Below are 22506 nucleotides of genomic sequence, written 5' to 3' on the forward strand. Positions count from 1 at the left end.
GAGTCCGCTATCGTAGAGGCATGTCGGAGCGACCCTTCCATCACGGTAACCTGCGGACGGTCCTGCTCGACCAGGCCGAACTGGCGCTTCGGACCAAAGGCGTCGAGGAGTTATCACTCCGCGAAATCGCGCGCGAGGTCGGCGTCAGTCACGGCGCTCCGCGCAGCCACTTCATCGACCGAAAGGCGTTGCTCGACGCTCTCGCGGAGCGCGGATTTCTCGCGCTCGCGTCCGCCATGCGAGCCGGAGCAGACAGCCGCACCGAGTATGCGGAAAGCCTTCGGGCAGCCGGCCAGGCCTATGTCGACTTCGCTGTCGCCAACGCCGCACTGCTCGACCTGATGTTCGCAGCCAAGATGGACCAGCCGCCCGCAAGCCTGCTTTCCGCCGCCGAGACCCTGTTCTCTACCATCAGCGATGTGATGCAGGCGGGCGTCGAGGCCGGTGTATTTCGCGAGGCTGAGATCGAGCGCCTGACGCTGCTGATGTCAGCGACCATGCAGGGCGTTTCAACCTTTGTCGGCGCCGGTCGCGTGTTACCCGCGGGCGGCGACCAACTCATCGACGACGCGATCGCGCTCTTCCTAGGTCGGCCGATCGAATAGCTTGATCGAGGCGAAGGTCGTCGCCCGAGCAGGGTATTAGCGTCGGCAACGCGAATCGCACACCGTAGCAGGTGGAAGCGTCGACATGAGTCGCATTGGCTCTGTCACTCATTGGCGAACGGGACTCCTCATTCTCCCCATGTCGTGCGGCCATCACTCCACTCAAGCCTCTGGGGCGCAGTTGGCAGTCGTCCGCTGAGCCACGCTTTAGTGGGAAACCGGGTAACGGTCTTCACCAGCAGAAGTTACACGTTGCTCTGAATTCAGCCGTGCGTGTATCGTTTTGGGATGGCTACCGGCGCAACCCTGACCCACACTGCGGCCCTTGCCCGTCTGGGCCACGCGCTTTCAGACCCGACTAGGACGGGCGTCTTGCTGGCATTGCGCGAATCGCCGGCGTTTCCCTCCGACCTGGCTGACGCTCTCGGCGTCTCGCGGCAGGTGATGTCCAACCAGTTGGCATGTCTGCGCGGATGCGGGCTGGTTGAGGCAGTCCCTGAGGGGCGACGCACGTGGTATCGGCTTGCCGACGCCCACCTCACGCCCGCACTCGACGAGCTCCTGCGCGTGGTGCTGTATGTCGAACCGGACTGCTGCGACGACGACGGCTGCACCTGCTGATGAGCACAGCTCTCTCCGAACCACGCCGTGTGGTGCTGCGCCGCCGCATCCGGATTGTCGTTGCGATCACGATCTCCTACAACGTCGTCGAAGCCGTCATTGCGCTCTCCGCCGGCGCGGTCGCCTCGTCCACCGCGCTCGTTGCCTTCGGCCTCGATTCCGTCGTCGAGGTCTTGTCGGCGGCCGCAGTTGCGTGGCAGTTCTCCGCCCAGGACCCCGAAGAACGCGAGAAGGTCACGCTGCGCGTCATCGCGTTCTCGTTCTTCGCGCTAGCCGCCTATGTCCTGGTGGACACCGTGCTCGGGTTGCTGGGTGGACGCGAGGCCGAACACAGCACCATCGGGATTGTGCTCGCTGCGGTGAGCCTGGTCATCATGCCAGTGCTGAGCTCGGTCGAACGCCGCACAGGCCGGGAGCTCGGCTCCCCCACCGCGATCGCCGACTCCAAGCAGACCCTTCTCTGCGCCTACCTTTCCGCCGCGATGCTTCTCGGCCTGGTCCTCAACGCCACACTGGGATGGACTTGGGCCGACTCGATCGCCGCGCTCGTCATCGCCGGATGGGCGATCAAGGAAGGAATTGAAGCGTGGCGCGGACACGCCTGCGCCGTTCCGGTAGCCGCCCTCACCGGCGAGCGGGAGGTCGGGCACGACCACCACCACGACCGTTCGAACTGAACATCAGAGTAAAAACGGATAACGGTCTTCACCAGCACTCGTTATCTGGTTAGCACTGCTGCGCTTCTGGCATGAACAGTTGCGCTCTGCTCATGTGCCCCCTCCACGTCTGCGGGCGCTCCAGATCGAGAAGTGGCAGCAAACGTCGTGTCCGACTCGGTGCGCGCGGCGATCGCGCGCCGAACTACTCGAGCCTGGCAGGCGAGCGAAGAGTTAACACAAATTTGATAAATGAGCGTCTATCGAATAGATAGGATCCGGACTAAGTCGATAATGGCTCAACCGGAAAAGAAAGCAGTCTGATGAAAATCACGAAAGTTGTAGGCGTACTGGCCGTCACAATGGGCCTGGTATTTGGCGGTCTGACGACCCCCGCGTTCGCATCATCCATTCCGTCCCCTACCCCTCCCACCACGCAGTCGTCCGTCGTAACACCTCAGGTGATCACTTGGAGTCCGTATGACTTCTCTGAAGTCACTTCCGCAGGCAAGTGCGCGGCGCGACTGGACCAGCTGAAAGCGGCCTATGCCGGCAGCCCCGAATTGAAGTGGAAATGTCAGAAGTTCACGCGACAGGTGTGCCCTACGCCGTCATACTTTTGGTATGCGATGGTTGGCACGAACGGTGCCCGGGTTGGCCTGACCGCACGATCGGAAACGTGGTCGCTCCCCACCGCTGCTTTCTGCTAGGAGAAGCCCCATGATGCGACCACTTATACCCGGCGACGAAGTGGTCGCATCAGGCATCCTGTTTCAATTCGACGCCACCTACTGGCTTCTACTCAACGATGAGCGCTACCAGTACCCGGTAGTAGGGGCACCCTCTGAATCCGAGACCGTTCAGCTTCAGATTCCGCCAGACTCAGCCAGCGAATGGGTCCGCAACCTCGGCGCGCTGATGACCGTGCGGGGCGTCTGGGACGGGCGGTCTTTAGATGTCCCAACTGGTCCGCTCTCACCGGCGTCGTTCGACTGGGAAACGACCGCTATTGCGTACGAAGAGGCATCCCCCCCCACGACCACGTCACGGCCAGCGCCAAGCTCACCTGCACTCATTCAGGCTGCTCAAGAGCTGTACGCGAGCGGAGATCTATTGGAACTCAGCAGCGAGAGCGAGCAAGCGCTGGTCTACGCGACGTCGACCAACGATCGTGCTGTAGAAATCGCCCTGCGCCCGCATTTTGGCGACCGGCTCCACGTCGTTTCAAGTCGCATGGCGCATGCCGACGTGATGCGACTCCGAGACATCATTTACACCTTGCCGGACGAGCTGCTGTCATCGTTTGGTCAGCAGGCTTCCCCCGCTCACCAGGTGCAGATTGTGGCTACGGTGAAATGGGTTCCTGAATCTCTTGCTGACGCGTTGAGCGCATTTCCGCCCGACTCCTACGAACTCCGCGCGCTACTCACTCCGGCCTAGCAGTTGTTTGATCAGCGTCCGTCATGATCAATTACGGTGGTCGAAGGCTGCTCGGTAGAGCCGGTCGGCTTCGTGATTGAGGCAAGCCTCGCCTTGGCCGGCTGCTCGACAGCCTCGAACTCCGGGTCGGGAATGAGCGGCATGGACCATAGCTCCTCGTCCGCCGCGCCGTCGGACTCCTTCAACGACCAGGACATCACCTTCACCCAGGAGATACTGCCGCACCACAAGCAAGCTGTCGAGATGAGCGACATGCTTATCTCGAAGGGCTCCTCCGTGAATGCCGACGTGATCGCATTTGCCACGAAGATCAAGGCCGAGCAGTCGCCCGAAATCACGACGATGACCGGCTGGTTGAAGTCGTGGAATCAGTCGACCACCTCGATGAGCGGGTCAATGACCGGGATGATGTCCGACGGCGACATGTCCGCCCTCGACAACGCCAACGCCGCTGACGCCGGGAAACTTTTCCTAACCCAGATGATGGAGCACCACACCGGCGCTATCGACATGGCCAAGACCGAGATCAACAAAGGCAAGGACAATGACGCGGTCGCGTTGGCGAAGTCGATCGTCTCGTCGCAGACCGCCGAAATCACCCAGATGAAGGACCTGCTGGCCACTCTCTAGCGAGCAGACCGGAGGGGTCCACCCCAGTGCACCCCTCCCCCCTTCTTCCCTTCGCTCGGATCCTGACGAGTTCCTGCGCGCACCCCCTGATTTCGGAGGTCCCATGCTCGACCCATCGCAGACCCCGCCCCACAGCACCCGACGGGAAGCCCTCGCCGCCGAACGGCGCACCTGCCAGGAAAACCCACCCGATGCTGATGTTCACCTGGGACTGAGCACGAGGAGGACCTCATCGACAGGAAGGTGATAACCAGCTTTCCCAATCGACGTCGCGTTGAGGGCAATCGGCCCGGTCTTCACAGCAAGGAATCACCTCCCCCGCTCTTGCGATAACGCTTCAGCCCTACGCGGCCGCGCATGTCGCTGGCGGTGTCCTATTTGCTGAGCTATAGTCGCGTTAAGGCGCATGAGGCTCACCCACTCGAGGGGATTACATGTTCGCACGAAACATCCGACTTTCCGCCCTCGTTTTATGCGCCCTGGCGCTCAGTGGGTGCGCGACTACTAGCGCGTCCAAGGCCACCGAGCCGTCCAGCCAAGCGAAGCTTGAACTGGCGGTTTCGGAGACGTGTGCAGACAGCTCTGATGCGCACTGTGTTCTCGTCAACGGCGAAGGTGTCGTCATGCCGGTTGCCTTCCAGGACGCGGGCGTTCAGAAGGCCTCCGTCGTCGAAAATCACGGCCAGAGCGAGATAGACGTCACGTTCACCGGCACAGGCGCGGCACTCTTGGAGGCGCTGACCGAACAAGCCGCGAAGTCGGGAAGCACGGCGCGGTTGGTGATGAAGACAGGCGACAAGATCGTCGGTTCAACCCTGGTGTCCGAAACCATCATGAGCCACGAAGTGTCGATAGTCGTGCCGCAAACGGATGATGCCCAGGCTCTGGTGAAGTCCATTCTCGGGCTCATTTAGCGAAGCTCTCCCCCGGTCACGCCGTCTGAGCCACCTGCACCAGAACCTCGTTGTGGCGCAGAAACCAGGGAGTGAAGGGTGGGTCGAATCGGGCGAACCACGGCTCGCCCACCGGGGTAAGCCCGGCATCCGCAAGCGCAACAAGCAGTGCAGACCGATGTTCCTCGTAGGAGCCCTGGCTCCAGCGACCGGTGAACCGGGCTGCTGCAACGAGCCGAGGTGCGACGGTGCGCAAAGCAACCTCGCTTCTGGTGGGGACCGGCGCCGAAGCCTCGGACAGACCTGCGGGCAGCACGAAGGCAACCGTGAACGCGCCGCGCGATTCGGTCTGTACGACGGGGGCGGTCATAGCAATGCGCTGAGAGCTTCCCTGCACAACCGGTGCAGTCATCGCGATTGACCGTCTCGCGGCGTTCTGGCCATTGATGTAGCCAAAGAGGTAACGGAATGCCTGGGTGCCGGCGCTCTCAAAGTCGCCCGACACCTGAGTCTCGGCCACGACGTGCTCCGGGTAGCGCCTCAGTTCAAAGGCGCGCTCGGACCGGACAGTCTCGTAAGGCTGCTGTTCTGTCATGGGGTGACCGAATTCCGTGAGGCTTGAGAGCGGATGGCCCGCTGAGCTTCCGCATCGAAGGAGTGGAGCAACTGTTCGGACTGTAGCCCACCCGTTCATTCTTCGGTGTGACCTTTGGCCCTAGTCGACTCGTCCACATCGAGGCATCCTTTCGCGATGCAGGCCCCAGCGTTGGCCATCGTCGCTGCGTCGGCGGTGGCCATCCTCGGCTCGATTGTTGGGGCGGTGCCCTGGATCGTCATCCTCATCTACTTCTTCGCGCCCGGCTCGACCAGTACCGTCACTCGCATGGCAGGTATTCGCCGGTGCCATCATTCCGGCAATGACCAACTGATGGCAGCTCGTGCGTTGCCGAGCGGTACCGTCATGGCAGGGGCGCTGACGGCTGTCACTCTCGTTCGCGATCAGGCTGGCGGATGCCATCGACGGATCGGCGTAGTGGACTCATACTCCTGAGGTGAGGGGATGGCCACGAGTTCAAACGAACCACCCCACGGCGCGTGGAAGTACCAGTAGTAGTTCTTGTTGCCCGCCTCATCTCGGAGCATGTCCACCGGGCCGTCCAGCATCCGCATTGCCGTGATTGACGCGGCGGGATCGACGCCAAGCGCGCCGTCCAGACCGGTCAGAGGATCCTCGGTCTTGTCGACGAGGTCGTAAATCGTCTCCGCACCGAGCGCAGCGACGAAGAACGCGGTCGCCGCCTCGATATCAGGCACCGTGATGCCGACGTGCTCGATCCCTCGCTATACGGCATCGATGGGTTTATAGCCCTGTACTCCTTGACTTGACGCGAATAGCCCGAGGAGCGTTCGTCCTGGTTGAGGGTCGGGCTCGCGTACGCCGTGATCTGATCCGGGCAGGGCAAAAAAACCCCTGGTCCGAACCAGATCTAGACGCACTCTTGGCGACACGCTGCGTCCATTTCCTTGAGGTCGCATCCAACAGAATGGCCCGGCAGATCCCAGGGAAGCGCCTCGCGAAACGGGGACACCGCGATGGCATCTCCCCTTTACCGCGCTATCGCGATTACAGCGAGTAGCCATTCGCCGAGGAGCGATCGATCAGGGTCGCTCCGAGCCAGTCGTCTCCGCACCGTCAGGCGTGCCTATCTCTGCCGTGAGTTCGGCTCGGTCGTCTGCGGATGCTTCACGATCGCTTTTCGCGTGGGATCGGTCCAGAGCTGCTGCGCGCCGTTCTCCGTGCCCAGGATATTTTGCGCTGGAGTCGAGGAACGCCTGACGGTCGGCTGCTTCGGCCCGCTCATCAGAGACTGTGTCGCGCGCTGTGGCTTCATCGTCACGCCGGTCGGCGTCAGCCAGAATCTTCTTGGTCTTCTCACTCCGGGCACTGCTGCCCTGGCTCTTCGTGTCGGACTCTTCTGGAACCGGCACGCCAGCAGCGCCCTCATCGCGAGGGTCGTCTCCGGAGGGGTTATCCATAGCATCATCTAACACCTCGCCGGGGCGCGTAAGAGTGCCCGAGCCCAGCGATCGGAGGCCGACGTCTCACGCGGAAGGTTGTCGAGTCGAGATCCTGGGTGGTCAGGCAGAGGCCGTCACCTGAGCCACCACCGTAGAAATGACATCCGCAGGCGTGGGCATCGCGGCCATCTCGTCCGCCACGCGTCGCGCTGCCCGAGTGGCGGAATCGTCATCGACGAGTTGATGCAACGCGGCTCCGACTTCGCTGGGCGACGAAACGACGACCGCTGCGCCACTGTTTGCCGCAGCCGCAGCGTTGATGAATTGATCGGCCCCTTGCGGCATGATCACCATCGGGAGTGCCTCGCTAAAGGATGCGAGAACGGTGCCAGCTCCACCCGAGTTCACGACGAGGCTAACCCCGCGAAGTAACTCGCCTAGAGGAACGAACCTCACGAAGGTCACGCCATCTCGGTTCTCGGGCAGCACGTCGTCAGGCTGAATTGCTACCGTCGCGACGATGTCGAAGCGCCCAAGGTCGATGCTCTCGATGATGGCTTCGACCGTTTCCTCACTGGAGAAGACCGTACCGAGTGTGACGAGCACTCTCGTTTTTCCCGGCGTTGCGGGAGGCGCGATGTAGTCGGCCGGGACCGGTCGACTATGGGGGCGCGCTCCGAAGAGCAGATGGTTCGCTGGCGCGACCCAGCCTTGTTGCTGGAGGCTGGGCGGAGTTGGGTCGATGTAATTCGTCGGAAGCGATGGGGTCAACTCTCGACTTGCGTAGCGCTCCGCGACCATGGAGAACATCGGCGCCGTGAACTCAGGTGGCACAGCGGGCCCGAAAGCCAAGACGCTGTAGGGAACACCCAAGGCAGCCGCGACCATCGGTCCGACGAAATCTGTAGCCTCAGCGATGATCACATCCGGCCCCCATCCTCGAGCGGCCGTGATGGCCGCGTCAGCCGTCAGGTCGACTCGCGCACCGGCAAAAAAGGACGCCACCGTTTCGGGCTCAGGATTGCGAGCCGGATCGCTACCGGGGTACCTGCGGGCCACTTCGGCGAACAGCGCATCCGGCATGGGCCCAGCGGCGAGGACGGGCGTGTCTGGAAGATCCAATCGCAAAGCGTCGACCATGCCACCGCTGGTCAGAACCGCGGTATCGTGCCCCGCGGCTCGCGCCGCTGCCGCCAAAGGGGCAAGCGGCAAGAGGTGCCCGAAGGCGGGAACACCGGCAAAGAGAAACTTCATGTTGAGCCCTTAACTTGTGGGATAGAAATCGAGATGGCGTCAGTCCTTCTCTATGGGACGTGAATGGCCAGCTCTCGGCGAAACCCTACGTCCATTCGATCGAGGTCGCAGCCAACAGAATGGCCCTGCAAATCCCAGTCAAGCCCCGCGTAAAAGGGGGACACCGCGACGGCATGCCCCCCTCATGAGCGATCCCCCGCGAAGCCGCTCGGCATCGACGGACGAGACGGATGACCTGCTCCCCCGGTGACATTCGGGACCTATGGCACTACCTCGCGACCACCATCACGCGTCAACTGGGAGTGGTCATCACCCTTAGCAGAAGGCATCCCATGAACATGCTCCACTCGGTCACCGCCGTCCTCCGGAAATATGCTGACTTCTCCGGCACCGCCGGCAGGCCAGAGTTTTGGTGGTTCGCCCTGTTCAGCGTTGTGGCGCACGTGGCACTGAACGCGCTCAACATCTTCACCGATCAGGGCACTGTCTATCTCGGTGCCAGCCTCTCCGGCGCATTCGGAGTGGCCGTACTCATCCCGACGCTTGCCGTGACGGTGCGTCGCCTCCGGGATGCAGGCCGCTCCTGGGCGGAATTGTTCTGGCTGCTGCTGCCGATCGCGGGGCTGATAGTACTCATCGTCCACCTCGCGGAGCCGCATCGCGAGACCGGCCCCATTCCGCCGCAGGTCATCGCACCCAGCCCGGTGGCGACCTGATGACCGACGGCGTCGGTGTGACGAAGCACCGGGCCAGACGCACCGCGTTCATCTTCCTCGGATCTGTCGCGGGCCTTCTCGTGCTGGCCCTCGGAACCATCCTCACGGTGGGGGGAATTTTCGTCCCTGCCGCGTACCTTCAACCGTGGAGTGCGACCTACTATCGCCAGTTCGCGGACCCCCGCATGCAGGTGGTCGCCCAGGCGGTGCTGGCACCCAGCGGCCACAACATGCAGCCGTGGACCGTGCACCTCGACAAGACCGACGCGCGCGTGCTCTACCTCTATACCGACCCGACGCGGCTCACCCCGGCCGTCGACCCGCTAGCCCGCCAAACGCTCGTCTCCCAGGGTACGTTCCTGGCCTACCTTCAGGTCGCCGCTGAACATCTCGGCTACTCGGCGACGTTCGCCCTGTTCCCGAACGGCAGCTACGACGAGAACAATCTGAAGAAGTCGATGAGCGAGCTACCGGTCGCGCGGGTCACCCTGGCGAAGGACTCCGACGCAAAGACCGACGATTACGCCTCGCTGTTCCTCTCGGATACCAACCGCTCCCCCTACACGTCGGCCCCCCTCACCGCGGCGCAGACCAGCGACCTCAGCGATCTCGCCGATGGCTCGGCAGCGACCCTGTCAATCCTGAGCGACAAGCGCGACATGACGACGCTCGGAAACTTCGGTAAGCAAGGAACACTGATCGAGACTCAGTACGAGGCCGCCACCAAGGAGAGCGACGCCGTCTTCCACAGCACCGAGCAGGCGAAGAACACGGCACGTTCGGGCTTCGCCGTCGAAGGACAGGGCACCAGCGGGTTTATGAAGTATTTCCTCCAGGGCCTCATCACTTTGGTTCCTTCAGTCAACGATGATGCGGCGGGTGCGAAGAATGCGATCGCGCTTACCGCCGCCGGAGTCGACCACACCGCGGCATACGGTCTCATCAGCACCCCGGCAAACACCCGCACCGAGCAAGTCGAAGCAGGGATCCTGTACGCACAATTCAGCCTCCGCGCCCGCACCCTCGGGCTCGTCATGCAGCCCCTCAGCCAGGTGCTGCAGGAATACCCGACAATGGCCGCTCCCTACGCCGCCATCCACGCGCAATACGCACCCGACGGCCAGACCATCCAGATGCTCGTGCGCATGGGCACCGCAACGACTCAGTACCCGGAGTCGATGAGACGAGACGCGAGCGCTCTCGTACACAAACCATAAACCTCGGGGGCGCTTACGGAAGGTCGCCGCCCTGGTCGACCAGGCGTCGGGTGAGTGCCTGCAGAACGGAAGCTGCAGCAGACAACTCATCGTCACCGAGCGGCGTACCCGCTGCCGAGAGGCGGGCTTTGAAGTCGTCGTGCATCTCGCGCATGGCGGCATGACCCGCGGGGGTCAGTTCGAGATGGAGACTCCTCCGATCGAGCGGATGCTCCACGCGGGCGACCAGACCGGCGTCGACCAGTCGGGTCGAGAGCCCGGTGATGGCACCCTTTGTCACGGAGAGGTCGACGGCCAGCTGCTTGGGTGTGACCGAGCCGGCTGCGGCGATACGAAATATCGCGCGAAGATCGAAGTCCGAGAGCCCGCGCTCCGCCGCGACACGACGCTGGTTCTGCTCCATCGCGCGCACGAAACGGGCGGCCGTGTCGGGAAAACCCTGCAGAACATGCCGCTCAGGCTGATGGCCGCTGGTCGGTTCGACGTCGATTTTGGGCCTCATCTCGCCGTTCAACACTGTCGAACCATATGTTACCTTGCCAGCTCTATCGTTTAGACAGATTACAGTTTAGTATCTGAACTAAACAACCGAAGCCGATGCATCCCGCATCGACCGGCCGATCTTGGAGGACATTGTGATTCCTGATGCGCTGTCGCACGGGCAATTCGTTACCGTCTACAACTTCCTGTCGTTGGTGATAGCCGCGCAACTGTTCACTGCGGTTTTCCTGGTCATCTCGCTGCCTCGCATCCTGCCCCGCTATCGGAATGCGATCACCGTCGCGATCGTCGTCTGCGGAATCGCCGCGTATCACTACTTCCGCATCTTCGACTCGTTCAGATCGGCGTTCGTGACCAAATCCGTCGGCGGTACGGGCACGTACACCCAGGCGGTCGGAGAGTCATTCAACGAGGGCTACCGGTACGTCGACTGGCTTCTCACGGTCCCGCTGCTCCTGGTCGAGCTCGTGGCCGTTTTGGCGCTTGCCCGCAAGGTGCAGTCACAGCTGCTCTTCCGCCTCGTTCCGGCTGCCGCGCTCATGATCGCCCTGGGCTATCCGGGGGAGATCAGCGGCGACAACACGGTACGAGGGATCTTCGGAATCCTGTCGACCATCCCGTTCCTCTACATCCTGTACATTCTCTTCAGCCAGCTCAGCAAATCGCTCAAGAACCAGCCCATCGAGGTGCGCGGCACCCTGAGCCGACTCCGGTTTCTTCTCCTCCTGAGCTGGGGCGTCTATCCCATCGCCTACCTGCTCCCGCTGCTGAACATCGCCGGCTCCGACGCCTGGGTCTACAAGCAGGTCGGCTACTCGATCGCCGACATCGTGGCGAAAGCCGTGTACGCCCTCATCATCTTCCGCGTGGCGAAGATGAAGTCCTACGCCGACGACCGTGAGTTCGCAGCAATCGAGACGTCCCGGGAGGATGCCGCACCTGCAGCGCGCTCCTCAGCATCGAACACCGTCTAAGGATGGGGGGCCACCGTGTACTCCACGGCGGCCCCGGCTTGTACCGCATGCACTCACCCCGGTCTCCGCAAAGAGGCCGGGGTGCTTCGCTCTTGTCAGAGCCGCCACTCACGAGCTCGGGTGCGGGGTCACCGCCTGCAGCCGAAGCGTCGCCGCCGTGAAGCCACCTGACGGCATCTGAATGCCGGAGAACGGCGACGGAAGCCGCGCCGCGAAATTCGCCAGCGTGTTCGCTACCTCGATCTCGAGGTGATGCACTCCCCCGCGCACAGCCGCTGTCACGTCTAGCGTCGAGCCACCGAAGACGATACCGACCGCGACGTCGTCGACGCGTACCGCCGCCGTGCCGACTAGCCCGGCAAACTCCAGTCGCGCCGACACGAACTGCCCGTCGGGCACACTGACCGAAGCACGGTAGATCATCGCCCCCGAGTAGTCGGCAAGGCCGAGGTCGTTCCACAGTGCGAGATCCAGGATGCCGGCGGCGGTCTGCCAGCGCAGCGGCTCGACCAGCACGGGCTCGCGACCCACGACCGACGGCTCAGAGAGCCGGATCAGCAGCGGGCCGACCGCCCCGGAAAGCGTCACGGTCGACACGACCGCGGCGCGCTCATCGCTCGGCGCCTGCACCGAGCTCGCCGGAAGCGTGACACCGCCCGCCCGGGCCTCAATCACTGGCTCGGTGGCGCGCACCGTGACGCTGGTGGCACCGGGCGGGATGACCGCTCGCACCCAGATCGGCCGCGGGCCGTCATCCGTTCGAGCAGGGCGATACTCGAGAGCCGGCGTCGACCCGAACCACCACGCCAGCCTGCTCTTCGGGCGCTCGGCGGTGAAAACTCCCCCGATCGCCACCGCCGCCCGCGACGGTTGGTCGTCTGCGACCGTCAGTGCGACGACCACACCGCTGCCGCCGGGAGCGAGCGTGATCTGCTCGGTGGAGAGGTTCGGACGCGCATCGCGGAGGTTCCACGGCGCGAAACGATGCACCGGCACAGCCGATCTGCTGCCGACATGATGCCCGGCGATCCAGACCGACAGCCCGATTCGCGCTGAGATCGTCACCGTGCGCTCGGTCGAAGACGCGCCGCCGTCGACCGCGCTCCAGAAAAGATAGACGTCGCCAGGATGAGCCTCCGGATCAACGACGGTCGGGTCGAGGAAGTCGTCGGAGACCGACTTGAGGCCGTGCGGCCCGGTCATCCTGTCGCGCTGCACTGGGTCGTCGACGATGCCAGTCTCGGTCGAGAACCGGTACGGCCGCCACCGCAGGTTCACACCGTCGACGCTGACCACCTCACTGGTATCGAGCCGCGACACGCTCGAAAACTGCGCCGACAGGTGCTCAGCGCGCTCCGCCGGAAGGGGCCCGAGCAGGAAGAAGCGCAGCGAGTCCCGCACCGCGCGGGGCTCCCACGGACCCTCGAGTGTCGCGGCGGTGTCGACATGCCAGGTCTCCACACCGAGAGCGTCACCGCCGAACTCGAAGTCGCCGTGGCGGTTGTCGAGCACTGGCAACAGCTCGGCCTCCCATGGCCCGGCGATCGGAATGTCGAGGGTCGTCGTCTGCGACGATGGGATGTCCGCGGCGGTACCGACTGGCTCGGTGCCCGCCATCCGTACAAAGATCTGGGCCTCGCCTGGGGCGACCTCGACATCGAGGAGAGTTCGGCCGTCGGAGGTGCGGAGGTGGGCTACCGGGCTCGTGCGTCCCGTCTCGGGGTGCCACCGCTCGACGGTTGTGGTGGTGGTGGTGGCGGCAGTGGTGGTGGCGGCAGCATCCGGGGCGGCCCCCTCTGGTCCACGCACCGAGCAGAGCGCACGAGTCATGCTCGTCCCCGTGTTCACCACGACGTAGCAATCGGCATCGCTGACGCTCCCGCCCGTGTCGTGGAGCGCTACCGCTCTGAGCTCGGCAGGGTTAGCGACCTGAGCGCGGTCCGACGGCCGGTCCGGTAAGGATCTCTGACAGAAGCGTTGCGATACGGAAACGGATGTCGTCCCGAATGGGCCGCACCTCCCGGGAAGATCGGGGTCGTCGCTGCCTACCATGGAGAAATCGATCGACCGCCCCGAAAGGACAGCTGGCCATGCCCGAGACGACGAAGTCTGAGAAGGCGATCGCCGCCCTCGCGACGAAGGCGGTGCACTGATCCGCGGCGCGATTCGCCGACGCATCGTCATCGCCCCCGACTCCTTCAAGGGCAGCGCGACCGCGAGCGAGATAGCGGAGGCCATCGCGGCCGGCTGGCACTCCGTGCGCGCCGACGATGACCTGGTCCTGCGACCGATGGCCGACGGGGGCGAGGGCACCATGGCTGCGATCGTTGCCGCGGTAGACGACTCGCGACTAATGCCGATCACGGTCGACGGCCCCGACGATCGCCCCGTCCACACCCACTGGGCACTGCTCCCGGGCGGCATCGGGGTGGTCGAGCTCGCCAACACCAGCGGACTCGGTCTGCTCGATCCACTCCGCCCCTTCCATGCCCACACCCGCGGGTTCGGGCAGGCGATCGCGGCGGCGCTCGAGGCGGGCGTCTCACAGCTGCAGCTCGCCATCGGCGGCAGTTCGTCGTCCGACGGCGGGGTCGGCGCCCTGCGGGCACTCGGCGCACGGTTCGTCGATGCCCACGGCGCCGAGACACCGGACGGGAACGCGGGGCTCGCCACCCTGGCCGCCGTTCAGCTCGACGGGCTCCGCGCCCTGCCCGTCGGCGGAGTGCAGGTTCTCACCGACGTCCGCAGTCCGCTGCTCGGCGAGACGGGTGCGTCGTACGTTTTCGGCGCTCAGAAGGGCGCATCGGCTGACGATCTTCCGCTGCTCGAACGCAACCTCGGCAACCTGCTCAGCGTGATCAGACAGACCAGCATCATCAGCCAGACCAGCACGGATGCCGTGGCCCTGAGCACGCGCGCCGGGGCCGGCGCGGCGGGCGGCACCGGGTTCGGGCTCTCGCTCTGGGGTGCGACAAGCAGCTCGGGAGCGGACTCGGTGGCGCAACTGATCGGGCTGGACGAGGCCATACGCGACACAGATCTCGTCGTCACCGGCGAGGGCCGCTTCGATGAGCAGACCGGGGAAGGCAAGGTCGTCGACCGCGTGCGAGCAACGGCCGACGCGCATGGCGTGCCCACCGCGCTCGTCGCCGGGCTGATCTCCGCGGCCGCTGTCGGGTTCGCCGCGAGCACCTCGTTGACGGCGCTGGCGGGTTCGGGCGCCGCGGCCTACGCCGATCCGCTCACCTGGGCACGGGTCGCCGGGGCCGAACTTGCCAAGCGGTTCGAGCGCGAATTCGACTGAATCGCGGGCACCGGCGCGAGTATCCAGCCAGCACGGTGAGCACGGCCTACTGGCGTCTCGCTGCCGATCGATGCCCCTGCGACGCCGCGCTATACCGGCCCGCAAGCAGTACACAGGCCGCGGACAGTTCCGGCGGACCGATCACTTCGATGTCGGCATCGAACCGTCCGAGAGAGGCAGCCAATGCCACCCACGACCACGACCCCGTATCAAGGCGGCATCGTTCGGGCCCGAGATCTTCGACCGCTCCGTCACCGGCGAAAGCAAGAACCTCCCAGGCCGGCAGACTGAGAATGACCGAACCATTGCACGGCCATGCCGTGCCCTGCACAGACCCGCGAAATCGCGCCGACACCAAATCCTGCACGCTTTCTGCCGGCATGGTACGCGGGACGAATCGCGGTCCCGTGGGGGTGCGCGGAGTCACGCGGTCTATGCGAAAGGTGCGCCAGTCGTCGCGGTCGAGATCCCAGGCGATGAGATACCAGCGCTCCTGTCGCGCGACGAGGTGGTGAGGCTCGACCCTGCGCGGCGCCTTCTCCGCGTCGCCGCCATCCGCGTAGTCGAAGCGGAGCACCTCGCCGGCTCGGATCGCCGCCGAGACGGCGATGAGCACATCCGGACTCGCTTCCTCGACATCCGGCCGGGTGCTGACGGCGGTGAACTGCAACGCGTCGAGACGGTGCCGTAGCCGCTGGGGCATCACCTGGCGCACCGTGGTGAGTGCCCGCATTGCCGCCTCTTCGACCCCGGCACCGGCGACGGTCGCGGCCTGCAGTGCCACTGCCAGAGCGATGACCTGATCGTCGTCGAACAGCAACGGCGGCAGCTCGCTCCCGGCATCGAGCCGGTAGCCGCCATCCGGTCCCTTGATCGCCCGAATGCGATACCCCAGCTCGCGCAGGCGATCGACGTCGCGCCGCACCGTTCGCGGGCTGATCTCGAGACGATCGGCGAGCACAGCTCCCGACCAGTCCCGGCGCGATTGCAACAGGGAGAGCAGGAGTAGAAGCCGCGAAGTGGTCGACGTCACGACATCAGAGTACGGGTAATAGCGGACAGAAACGGCCCTCTACTGCTGTCACGACGGCGACAATCCAGGGCATCAGCACGTGTTCCCCTCCCCCAGCTGAGGCATGTCCCTCTTGTGCTGCACGTCTCGGCGTGATTTATTAACGTCGTCAAGTAATAGCGCGGCGGGCAACTTCGGGGATGTTGTCGCCCTCCGCCGGCGCTCGACACCGTCACCGCTGACGGACCGACACAGCGGCAACGACGCCGTCCGGCGTCGGGCTGCCGGAACAAGGGGAAACATGACACACCGGAAGAAATCTGCGGTCGTGGCGGTAGGAGCAGCCACTGCCATCGCCCTCGCTCTCGGGCTCGCAGGCAACGCCAGCGCCTTCGCGACCACATCGACACCAGTCGCAACATCGACAGCGTCACCGACTCCGACACCGACTCCGACTCCGACCGCAACCGCAACACCGACACCGACACCGACCGCCACGTCCACGAGCAGCCCGGCCCCGACATCCGTCAGCACGGCCGCGCCGGATGACAGCGCGGCGAAGAAGCCGACCCCGAAGCCCCCGAGTAACGAGCTCGCGCTCACGCCGTACATGGGCTGGAGCAGCTACAGCCAGCAGGTCTACACCGGTAACGGCAAGTGGATCACCGCGGCGAACATCATCGCCCAGTCCGACGCGATGCACGCGAAGCTGCAGAAGGCCGGGTACAACTACATCAACGTCGACTCCGGCTGGAACGGTAGCAGTGACGAGTACGGTCGCCCGGTGCCGAGCACGGAGCTCTACCCCGATGGCCTGCAGAAGGTCATCGACCATGTGCACGCGAACGGCCAGAAGTTCGGGCTGTACTTCATCCCCGGCATCTCGCCCTCGCTGTACACCAACCCGGTGCCGATCTTCGGTGCCCCCGGCTGCAACACCCACGACATCGTGAAGCAGCCGATCCAGCAGGCTGACTACTGGGGTATCGGCTACCGCATCGACTTCAGCAACCCATGCGCGCAGAAATACATCGACTCCATCGCCGACCAGCTGAAGTCGTGGGGTGTCAACTTCGTCAAATTCGACAGCGTCACACCGGGGTCCGGCGTCAGCGACCTCTCGCTCGATGCCCGCGATGACGTCGCCGCCTGGTCGAAGGCTCTCAAAGAACGCAACATATGGTTCGAACTCTCCTGGGCTGTCGACATCAATTACGCCGACTACTGGAAGGAGAAAGCCGACGGCTATCGCGTCGAGTGGGACGTCGAGTGCTACTGCGGCAACGAAGCACTCACCCAGTGGGACAACATCGCTCGCCTGTTCCCCCGAGCCGCCGATTGGTGGCGTCACGGCGGACCCGGCGGCTTCACCGACTTCGACTCGCTGGATGTCGGCAACGGCACCATGGACGGCCTCACTCAGGATGAGCGTCGCACCGCCACCACGCTCTGGGCCATCGAGGCCGCGCCGATGTACACCGGTGATGACCTGACCACGCTCGACTCCTTCGGGATCGGTCTGCTCACCAATAAGGAGGTCGTCGCCATCAACCAGGCCGCGACGCCGGCCCAGCCGGTATCCACCGCGACGAAGAAGCAGGTCTGGTACGCGCTCAATGCAGACGGCACGTACACGGTGGCTCTGTTCAACCTCGGGCGAGCGGATGCCGACATCACCGCGAACTGGTCGGATCTGGGTCTCGACGGCGCAGCCAAGGTCCGCGACCTCTGGGCCGGCAAGGACCTCGGGACATTCGCCTCGTCGTACACCGGCCAGACGATCCCGATTCATGGGGTGCGACTGCTCAAGGTCACCCCGACCAAGAAGGCAGCGCTGACCGTCAACGACGACTCGCTGCGGGTCAGCTACGACGGCACTTGGACGCGCAACGACAACAAGGAGGTCGCACCGACCTCGCAGGCGCTCACCGTGAAGGTCGGCGACTCGTCGACGGGCGCGTCGATGTCTGCGGCCACGGCCGGGACATCCGTCGCCGTCAACGATGACAATCCCTCCATCGTCTACTCGGGAGCCTGGGGCCAGAGCACCGGCCGCGGACTCGGCGACTACAACAACGATGTCCACTACACCGAGGCGAACGACGCCTCGTTCCAGTACACGTTCCAGGGCACCGGGATCGATTACGTCACCGAGACCGACTCCTCCGAGGGCGATGTCGACATCTATATCGACGGTTCGTTCCAGAAGACCGTGAGCACGCATCTCGAGCCGGGGCAGCCCCGCGCAGCACAGGTGGTCGCGTTCAGTGCATCCGGCCTGCCGGACGGGAGCCACACCATCCGCGCGGTGAAGAAGTCGGGCGACTACATGCTGCTCGACAAGCTCGACGTCACTCAGGTCAGTCTCCTGAGCGCCACGACCGCCGCCTTCGACACGGCAGCGCCGAAGAATGTCTCCGTGGACGTGACGCGAGATCCGGGAGAGCTGGCCGGGTTGAGCGTGAAGGGCACCGCGCTGAAGAAGGACGCGGATTACACCGTGTCCGGTAGCACGGTCACCATCATGAAGGCGTACCTGGCCACACTTCCCTCGGGTGATGCCGCGATCGATTTCGCGTTCAAGGGCGACCTGCACGGTGATGTGCACTCCACGACCACCAATGGGGATTCCGTGACGTTCGAATTCTCGGGCACGGGCGTCTCGTGGAACGGCCCCACCGCACCAGACCAAGGCGCGGCCGAGGTGCGCATCGACGGCACGCTCGTGAAGACCGTCGACGTGAAGAGCGCGACCCGTCTCACCGGTCAGAAGCTGTTCTCGTCGCGCGACCTGCAGGGCGGCAAGCACAGCGTCACGATCACCAAGAAGTCAGGTGAGGTGCTGCGCCAAGATGCCTTCAGTTACACGATTCGGTAGTCGATTCAGACTCTGACGACTCGCTTCTGACCAAGAGAGCGCCGGGTCCCGCAAGTAGCTCGCGGGACCCGGTCTTTCAGTAGAGGACGGAAGGCGTCCTCTACTGCGGTGAATATCGATGTGTCGGGAACTCCCCGACACGATCACAGGAGCGCACATGTCTGTCACCACTACCCCTCACCTCAACTTCCGCGGCACCGCCAAAGCCGCTCTCGACTTCTACCACTCGGTCTTCGGCGGGCAGCTGATCGCGTTCACCAACGAGCAGGCCTTCAGCGTTGAGCGTCCCGACGAGGCGCAGCAGATCAAGTTCGGCCAGGTGATCGGCGACGACGGCTTCCAGATCATGGCCTACGACGTTCCAGCGAGCCTGTCGTACGACCAGGGCGACAGGTCGTCGTTCGTCTCGGTGCGCGGCGATTCGGTCGACGAGATCACCTCACTCTGGGCGAAGCTCTCCGTGGGATCCACTGTCCTCTCCGACCTCGCGCCATCGGCCTTCTCCCCCGCCTACGGAATGCTCAAGGATGCCTTCGGAGTGGTCTGGGTTCTCGACGTCGCGGTTGCCTACGCCCCCGCGTGAGCCTGGTCGACTTCAGAATGGAGAGGTGCTCCCCTCCCCCTCCTCCCTCTCGGCTACCGCTCGCTGCCCCTGCCTAAGCGGCAACGTGTACGGCGACTGCTGCGGTCCGATCCATCGCGGCGATGCGGTCGCCCCCACCGCCGAGCGGCTGATGCGCTCGCGATTCTCGGCCTTCGCGCTGGGACTGCCGCAGTATCTGCTCGACTCCTGGCATCCGTCGACCCGTCCCGCGACCCTCGACCTCGATGACGGCCTGCGCTGGCAGCTGCTCGAGATCCTTCGCACCGTCAATGGCGGTCCGTTCGATACCGTCGGCACCGTCGAGTTCCGCGCGACCTACCGAGCGGGCGGTGAGCGCGGGGAGCTTCGCGAGACGAGCACGTTCACCCGCGACGGCAAGCGCTGGTTCTACGTCGACGGCGTTATCGACTGACCTGAACTGTCCCGGTCCGGGCACAATGGACCCGTCCTCCGAGGAAGAAGTGTGACGTGGCAATTGGCAGGAACACCCAGTCCGCGATCTTTCGGGACGGTGCAATTGGACGACTCCCGCTCGTGCCGACGGCGTGGGCAGAGCTCGAGGGTCGGGCGCACCAGGCCATGTCCCGCCGGGCTTGGGCCTACGTCGCGGGTTCAGCCGGCAACGAGTCGACCACCGCCGCGAACCGGGCGGCGCTGGATCGCTGGCGGATCGTCCCGCGGGTGCTCAGAGACGTCGAACACCGCGACCTGTCCGTCGAGCTGTTCGGACACCGATACCCATCTCCGATTCTCGCCGCGCCGGTCGGGGTGCTCGGCCTGGTGCGTCCCCACGGCGACCTCGACATCGCCCGTGCGGCCGCAGCGCTCGGAGTGCCATACATCCTCTCCACCCAGGCGTCGGTACCGATGGAGCGGGTAGTCGCCGCGATGGGCCACGCCCCGCACTGGTACCAGTTGTACTGGTCGAGCTCCGACGATCTGGTCGAATCGCTGGTCTCCCGCGCCGAGGCCTCCGGGGCACAGGCCATCGTCGTCACCCTCGACACCCACCTGCTGGGCTGGCGCCCGCGCGATCTCGACCTCGGGTACCTCCCCTTCGCCCACGGCGAGGGCATCGCTCAATACACCAGCGATCCGGTGTTCGCCCGACTGGTCGACGAACGGATGAGTGCCGCTCCCGACTCGCCACGGCCCAGGATCACCCCGCAGACGATCCGCACACTGGTCGACATCACGCGTAATCACCCCGGAGCATTCAGGTCGAACCTGCGCTCGCGGCGGCCGCGGGCATCCGTCGACACCTTCCTCGATGTGTTCTCGCGCTCGAGCCTCACCTGGGAGAACCTGGCGTTCCTGCGCGGGCGCACCAGTCTGCCGATTCTGCTCAAGGGCGTGCAGCATCCGGATGACGCGACGCGCGCCGTCGCGGAGGGCGTCGACGGCATCATCGTCTCCAATCACGCCGGACGGCAGATCGACGACGCGCTCGGGTCGCTCGATGCCCTCCCCGGCATCGTCGAGCGGGTCGACGGGGCGATCCCGGTGCTGTTCGACAGCGGCGTGCGGTCGGGTGCGGATGTCTTCGTGGCCATGGCCCTCGGAGCGACCGCGGTCTGCGTGGGCCGCGCGTACACATACGGTCTCGCCATCGCCGGGCAACGCGGGGCCGCCGAGGTACTGCGCAACCTGATTGCTGAGTTCGACATCACGCTCGGCCTCTCCGGCAACGCGCGGGCGGACTCCATCCCCCGGGATGCGGTGGCCAGGGTCTAACGCTCGAGTTCGCGCGCACACTCGATGCAGTGCACGGCCTCCGGTCGCGCTCGCAGCCGGTCGAGCCCGATCGACAGCCCACAGCGGATGCACGCGCCGTACGTACCCGCCTCCATCCGGTCGAGCGCCTCCTCGATGGCCACGCGTTGCACGGCTGCGGCGCGGGCAAGCCCATCCAGCCGCGACCAGTCGGACGACAGGGTCGAGCCCTCGGGGTCGTGCTCGTCGTCGACCGAATCGGCACGGGCACCGCGCACCTGCGCGAGTTCGACCCCGACCGCCATCGCGCGGTGCTCGGCCGCGAGAAGCCGATCCTCGAGCAGTGTGGCGAGTTCCGCACTCTCCTCGGGTGTCATCGCGCCCCTCTGCTCCTGTCCGCTCCGGGACTACGCGTTGGTCGCGGCCACCCACTGATCGAGCTTCTCGGTCGCCGCGCCGGAGTCGATGACCGACGCAGCGATGGCCAGCTTCTCGCGGAACCGGGTGACGATCGGGATCTGCAACTGCGCCGGGTCTTTCGCCAGGTCGAACGCGACCAGACCAGCCGCTGCGTTCAACAGCACTATGTCCCTGACCGGGCCACGTTCCCCACCGAGCACCGCGCGAGCCACCGCGGCGTTGTGCACGGCATCTCCGCCAAGCAGGTCGGTGATCTTCGCGCGCGGGATGCCGAGCTCCAGCGGATCGAGGTCGTGCTCGGTCACAGAACCGCGGGAGACCTCCCAGATGTGGCTGTGTCCGGTGGTTGTCAGCTCATCCAGTCCATCGTCGCCGCGGAAGACCAGCGCGGTCGCGCCTCGCGTGCGGAATACGCCGACGATCAACGGCACCTTCTCGAGGCTCGCCACACCGACCGCATTGGCCTCGCAGCGGGCAGGATTGCAGAGCGGGCCAAGAAAGTTGAACACGGTCGGAATGCCGAGTTCCTTGCGCACAGCCCCGGCGTGGCCGAATCCGGGGTGGAACATTGCTGCGTAGGCGAACGTGATCCCCGTCTCGGTCAGCACCTCTGCGACGCGCTCGGGCCGAATATCGAGATCAATACCCAACGCGCCGAGAACATCCGACGATCCGGAGGCTGAACTCGCCGCCCGATTACCGTGCTTGATAAGTGGGACTCCGGATGCCGCGGCCACCACGCTCGCCATGGTCGACACGTTCACCGTGCCGAATCTGTCTCCGCCCGTTCCGACGATGTCGAGGGCCATCGGATCGACGCTGAGCGGGAGCGAATACTCGAGAATCGCGTCGCGGAAGCCGACGATCTCGTCGACCGTCTCGCCTTTCGACCGGAGCGCAACCAGAAAACCGGCCAGCTGAGCAGGAGTCGCCTCGCCCGCCATCACTTGCTGCATGGCCCATGATGCTTCACTGATCGACAGGTCCTCGCCCCCTAGGAGCGCGCTGAGCAAAGTGGGCCAAGTGGGGTCAGAAACCATGGTTGCGAT

22 protein-coding genes are annotated in these 22506 nt (G+C 64.8%); 14 read left to right on the top strand and 8 right to left on the bottom strand.

The window, feature by feature from the left end:
• Nucleotides 1-20: 20 nt before the first annotated feature.
• The 6 genes from IV501_RS05410 (at nt 21) to IV501_RS05435 (ending at nt 4866) form a co-directional block, all read left to right on the top strand.
• Complete coding sequence (locus IV501_RS05410; RefSeq protein ID WP_200555328.1) at nt 21-605, top strand: TetR/AcrR family transcriptional regulator; 585 nt, start codon at nt 21-23, stop codon at nt 603-605.
• Nucleotides 606-893: 288 nt separating this feature from the next.
• Complete coding sequence (locus tag IV501_RS05415) at nt 894-1226, top strand: ArsR/SmtB family transcription factor (RefSeq protein ID WP_200555329.1); 333 nt, start codon at nt 894-896, stop codon at nt 1224-1226.
• Entirely contained in the window at nt 1226-1903 is a 678-nt protein-coding gene (locus IV501_RS05420; protein ID WP_200555330.1) for a cation diffusion facilitator family transporter, read from the top strand. Before IV501_RS05415 ends, IV501_RS05420 begins: the two co-directional genes overlap by 1 nt.
• A gap of 699 nt (nt 1904-2602) precedes the next feature.
• Nucleotides 2603-3322: a hypothetical protein gene (locus tag IV501_RS05425; RefSeq protein ID WP_200555331.1), complete on the top strand. Its 720-nt coding sequence runs from the start codon at nt 2603-2605 to the stop codon at nt 3320-3322.
• Nucleotides 3323-3463: 141 nt separating this feature from the next.
• Nucleotides 3464-3952: a DUF305 domain-containing protein gene (locus tag IV501_RS05430; RefSeq protein WP_307812191.1), complete on the top strand. Its 489-nt coding sequence runs from the start codon at nt 3464-3466 to the stop codon at nt 3950-3952.
• Between the two features lie 434 nt (nt 3953-4386).
• Nucleotides 4387-4866: a hypothetical protein gene (locus IV501_RS05435; RefSeq protein WP_200555332.1), complete on the top strand. Its 480-nt coding sequence runs from the start codon at nt 4387-4389 to the stop codon at nt 4864-4866.
• Between the two features lie 16 nt (nt 4867-4882).
• Here IV501_RS05435 and IV501_RS05440 read toward each other — a convergent pair whose 3' ends face one another.
• The 3 genes from IV501_RS05440 to IV501_RS05450 all read right to left on the bottom strand — a co-directional run bounded on the left by IV501_RS05440 (nt 4883) and on the right by IV501_RS05450 (nt 8118).
• Nucleotides 4883-5440 carry an SOUL family heme-binding protein gene (locus IV501_RS05440; RefSeq protein WP_200555333.1) on the bottom strand — a complete coding sequence of 186 codons (558 nt, stop codon included), beginning with the start codon at nt 5438-5440 and terminating at the stop codon, nt 4883-4885.
• 404 nt (nt 5441-5844) lie between these two features.
• Nucleotides 5845-6159 (bottom strand): VOC family protein, encoded by a 315-nt coding sequence (locus IV501_RS05445; protein ID WP_200555334.1) that lies wholly within the window; start codon nt 6157-6159, stop codon nt 5845-5847.
• An 825-nt stretch (nt 6160-6984) separates the two neighbouring features.
• Nucleotides 6985-8118, bottom strand: coding sequence for a glycosyltransferase (locus IV501_RS05450; protein ID WP_200555335.1), 1134 nt, complete (start codon nt 8116-8118; stop codon nt 6985-6987).
• A gap of 332 nt (nt 8119-8450) precedes the next feature.
• Between IV501_RS05450 and IV501_RS05455 the strand changes: the two genes are divergently transcribed.
• Both IV501_RS05455 and IV501_RS05460 read left to right on the top strand, forming a co-directional pair.
• Complete coding sequence (locus IV501_RS05455; protein ID WP_200555336.1) at nt 8451-8834, top strand: DUF805 domain-containing protein; 384 nt, start codon at nt 8451-8453, stop codon at nt 8832-8834.
• Nucleotides 8834-10051, top strand: coding sequence for an Acg family FMN-binding oxidoreductase (locus tag IV501_RS05460; protein ID WP_200555337.1), 1218 nt, complete (start codon nt 8834-8836; stop codon nt 10049-10051). The genes IV501_RS05455 and IV501_RS05460 overlap by 1 nt, the downstream gene beginning before the upstream one ends.
• Before the next feature lie 13 nt (nt 10052-10064).
• Here IV501_RS05460 and IV501_RS05465 read toward each other — a convergent pair whose 3' ends face one another.
• Nucleotides 10065-10553 carry a MarR family winged helix-turn-helix transcriptional regulator gene (locus IV501_RS05465; protein ID WP_200555338.1) on the bottom strand — a complete coding sequence of 163 codons (489 nt, stop codon included), beginning with the start codon at nt 10551-10553 and terminating at the stop codon, nt 10065-10067.
• A 133-nt stretch (nt 10554-10686) separates the two neighbouring features.
• Between IV501_RS05465 and IV501_RS05470 the strand changes: the two genes are divergently transcribed.
• On the top strand, nt 10687-11526 hold the full coding sequence (locus IV501_RS05470; protein ID WP_200555339.1) for a bacteriorhodopsin: 840 nt from the start codon (nt 10687-10689) through the stop codon (nt 11524-11526).
• A gap of 108 nt (nt 11527-11634) precedes the next feature.
• Here the strand turns inward: IV501_RS05470 and IV501_RS05475 are convergent, their stop codons facing one another.
• Nucleotides 11635-13356: a hypothetical protein gene (locus IV501_RS05475; protein WP_200555340.1), complete on the bottom strand. Its 1722-nt coding sequence runs from the start codon at nt 13354-13356 to the stop codon at nt 11635-11637.
• 334 nt (nt 13357-13690) lie between these two features.
• Here IV501_RS05475 and IV501_RS05480 point away from each other — a divergent pair, with 334 nt between their 5' ends.
• Entirely contained in the window at nt 13691-14830 is a 1140-nt protein-coding gene (locus IV501_RS05480; protein WP_200555471.1) for a glycerate kinase, read from the top strand.
• A 46-nt stretch (nt 14831-14876) separates the two neighbouring features.
• On the opposite strand, the gene IV501_RS05485 is transcribed toward IV501_RS05480, so the two are convergent.
• Nucleotides 14877-15863, bottom strand: coding sequence for a helix-turn-helix transcriptional regulator (locus IV501_RS05485; protein ID WP_200555341.1), 987 nt, complete (start codon nt 15861-15863; stop codon nt 14877-14879).
• 280 nt (nt 15864-16143) lie between these two features.
• Between IV501_RS05485 and IV501_RS05490 the strand changes: the two genes are divergently transcribed.
• The 4 genes from IV501_RS05490 to IV501_RS05505 all read left to right on the top strand — a co-directional run bounded on the left by IV501_RS05490 (nt 16144) and on the right by IV501_RS05505 (nt 21058).
• Nucleotides 16144-18720, top strand: coding sequence for a X2-like carbohydrate binding domain-containing protein (locus tag IV501_RS05490; protein WP_200555342.1), 2577 nt, complete (start codon nt 16144-16146; stop codon nt 18718-18720).
• A gap of 157 nt (nt 18721-18877) precedes the next feature.
• Nucleotides 18878-19303: a VOC family protein gene (locus IV501_RS05495; RefSeq protein ID WP_200555343.1), complete on the top strand. Its 426-nt coding sequence runs from the start codon at nt 18878-18880 to the stop codon at nt 19301-19303.
• A 25-nt stretch (nt 19304-19328) separates the two neighbouring features.
• Nucleotides 19329-19736 (top strand): YchJ family protein, encoded by a 408-nt coding sequence (locus IV501_RS05500; protein WP_307812192.1) that lies wholly within the window; start codon nt 19329-19331, stop codon nt 19734-19736.
• A gap of 56 nt (nt 19737-19792) precedes the next feature.
• Nucleotides 19793-21058: an alpha-hydroxy-acid oxidizing protein gene (locus IV501_RS05505; protein ID WP_200555345.1), complete on the top strand. Its 1266-nt coding sequence runs from the start codon at nt 19793-19795 to the stop codon at nt 21056-21058.
• Here the strand turns inward: IV501_RS05505 and IV501_RS05510 are convergent.
• Nucleotides 21055-21414 (bottom strand): TraR/DksA family transcriptional regulator, encoded by a 360-nt coding sequence (locus tag IV501_RS05510; RefSeq protein ID WP_200555346.1) that lies wholly within the window; start codon nt 21412-21414, stop codon nt 21055-21057. The two genes, IV501_RS05505 and IV501_RS05510, sit on opposite strands and share 4 nt — an antisense overlap.
• A 30-nt stretch (nt 21415-21444) precedes the next feature.
• Nucleotides 21445-22497, bottom strand: a complete 1053-nt coding sequence (trpD, locus tag IV501_RS05515; RefSeq protein ID WP_200555347.1) for an anthranilate phosphoribosyltransferase — start codon at nt 22495-22497, stop codon at nt 21445-21447.
• Nucleotides 22498-22506 lie beyond the last annotated feature (9 nt).

This window comes from Lacisediminihabitans changchengi (genome assembly GCF_016634425.1).
GTDB classification, from domain to species: Bacteria; Actinomycetota; Actinomycetes; order Actinomycetales; family Microbacteriaceae; genus Lacisediminihabitans; species Lacisediminihabitans changchengi.

Bases quoted from the DNA above. Each gene is read 5' to 3' on its own strand.
- trpD (WP_200555347.1), bottom strand. From the start codon at position 22,497: ATGGTTTCTGACCCCACTTGGCCCACTTTGCTCAGCGCGCTCCTAGGG.
- IV501_RS05510 (WP_200555346.1), bottom strand. From the start codon at position 21,414: ATGACACCCGAGGAGAGTGCGGAACTCGCCACACTGCTCGAGGATCGG.
- IV501_RS05460 (WP_200555337.1), top strand. From the start codon at position 8,834: ATGACCGACGGCGTCGGTGTGACGAAGCACCGGGCCAGACGCACCGCG.
- IV501_RS05420 (WP_200555330.1), top strand. From the start codon at position 1,226: ATGAGCACAGCTCTCTCCGAACCACGCCGTGTGGTGCTGCGCCGCCGC.
- IV501_RS05450 (WP_200555335.1), bottom strand. From the start codon at position 8,118: ATGAAGTTTCTCTTTGCCGGTGTTCCCGCCTTCGGGCACCTCTTGCCG.
- IV501_RS05440 (WP_200555333.1), bottom strand. From the start codon at position 5,440: ATGACAGAACAGCAGCCTTACGAGACTGTCCGGTCCGAGCGCGCCTTT.
- IV501_RS05435 (WP_200555332.1), top strand. From the start codon at position 4,387: ATGTTCGCACGAAACATCCGACTTTCCGCCCTCGTTTTATGCGCCCTG.
- IV501_RS05430 (WP_307812191.1), top strand. From the start codon at position 3,464: ATGGACCATAGCTCCTCGTCCGCCGCGCCGTCGGACTCCTTCAACGAC.
- IV501_RS05465 (WP_200555338.1), bottom strand. From the start codon at position 10,553: ATGAGGCCCAAAATCGACGTCGAACCGACCAGCGGCCATCAGCCTGAG.
- IV501_RS05495 (WP_200555343.1), top strand. From the start codon at position 18,878: ATGTCTGTCACCACTACCCCTCACCTCAACTTCCGCGGCACCGCCAAA.
- IV501_RS05410 (WP_200555328.1), top strand. From the start codon at position 21: ATGTCGGAGCGACCCTTCCATCACGGTAACCTGCGGACGGTCCTGCTC.
- IV501_RS05490 (WP_200555342.1), top strand. From the start codon at position 16,144: ATGACACACCGGAAGAAATCTGCGGTCGTGGCGGTAGGAGCAGCCACT.
- IV501_RS05415 (WP_200555329.1), top strand. From the start codon at position 894: ATGGCTACCGGCGCAACCCTGACCCACACTGCGGCCCTTGCCCGTCTG.
- IV501_RS05475 (WP_200555340.1), bottom strand. From the start codon at position 13,356: ATGACTCGTGCGCTCTGCTCGGTGCGTGGACCAGAGGGGGCCGCCCCG.
- IV501_RS05455 (WP_200555336.1), top strand. From the start codon at position 8,451: ATGAACATGCTCCACTCGGTCACCGCCGTCCTCCGGAAATATGCTGAC.
- IV501_RS05425 (WP_200555331.1), top strand. From the start codon at position 2,603: ATGATGCGACCACTTATACCCGGCGACGAAGTGGTCGCATCAGGCATC.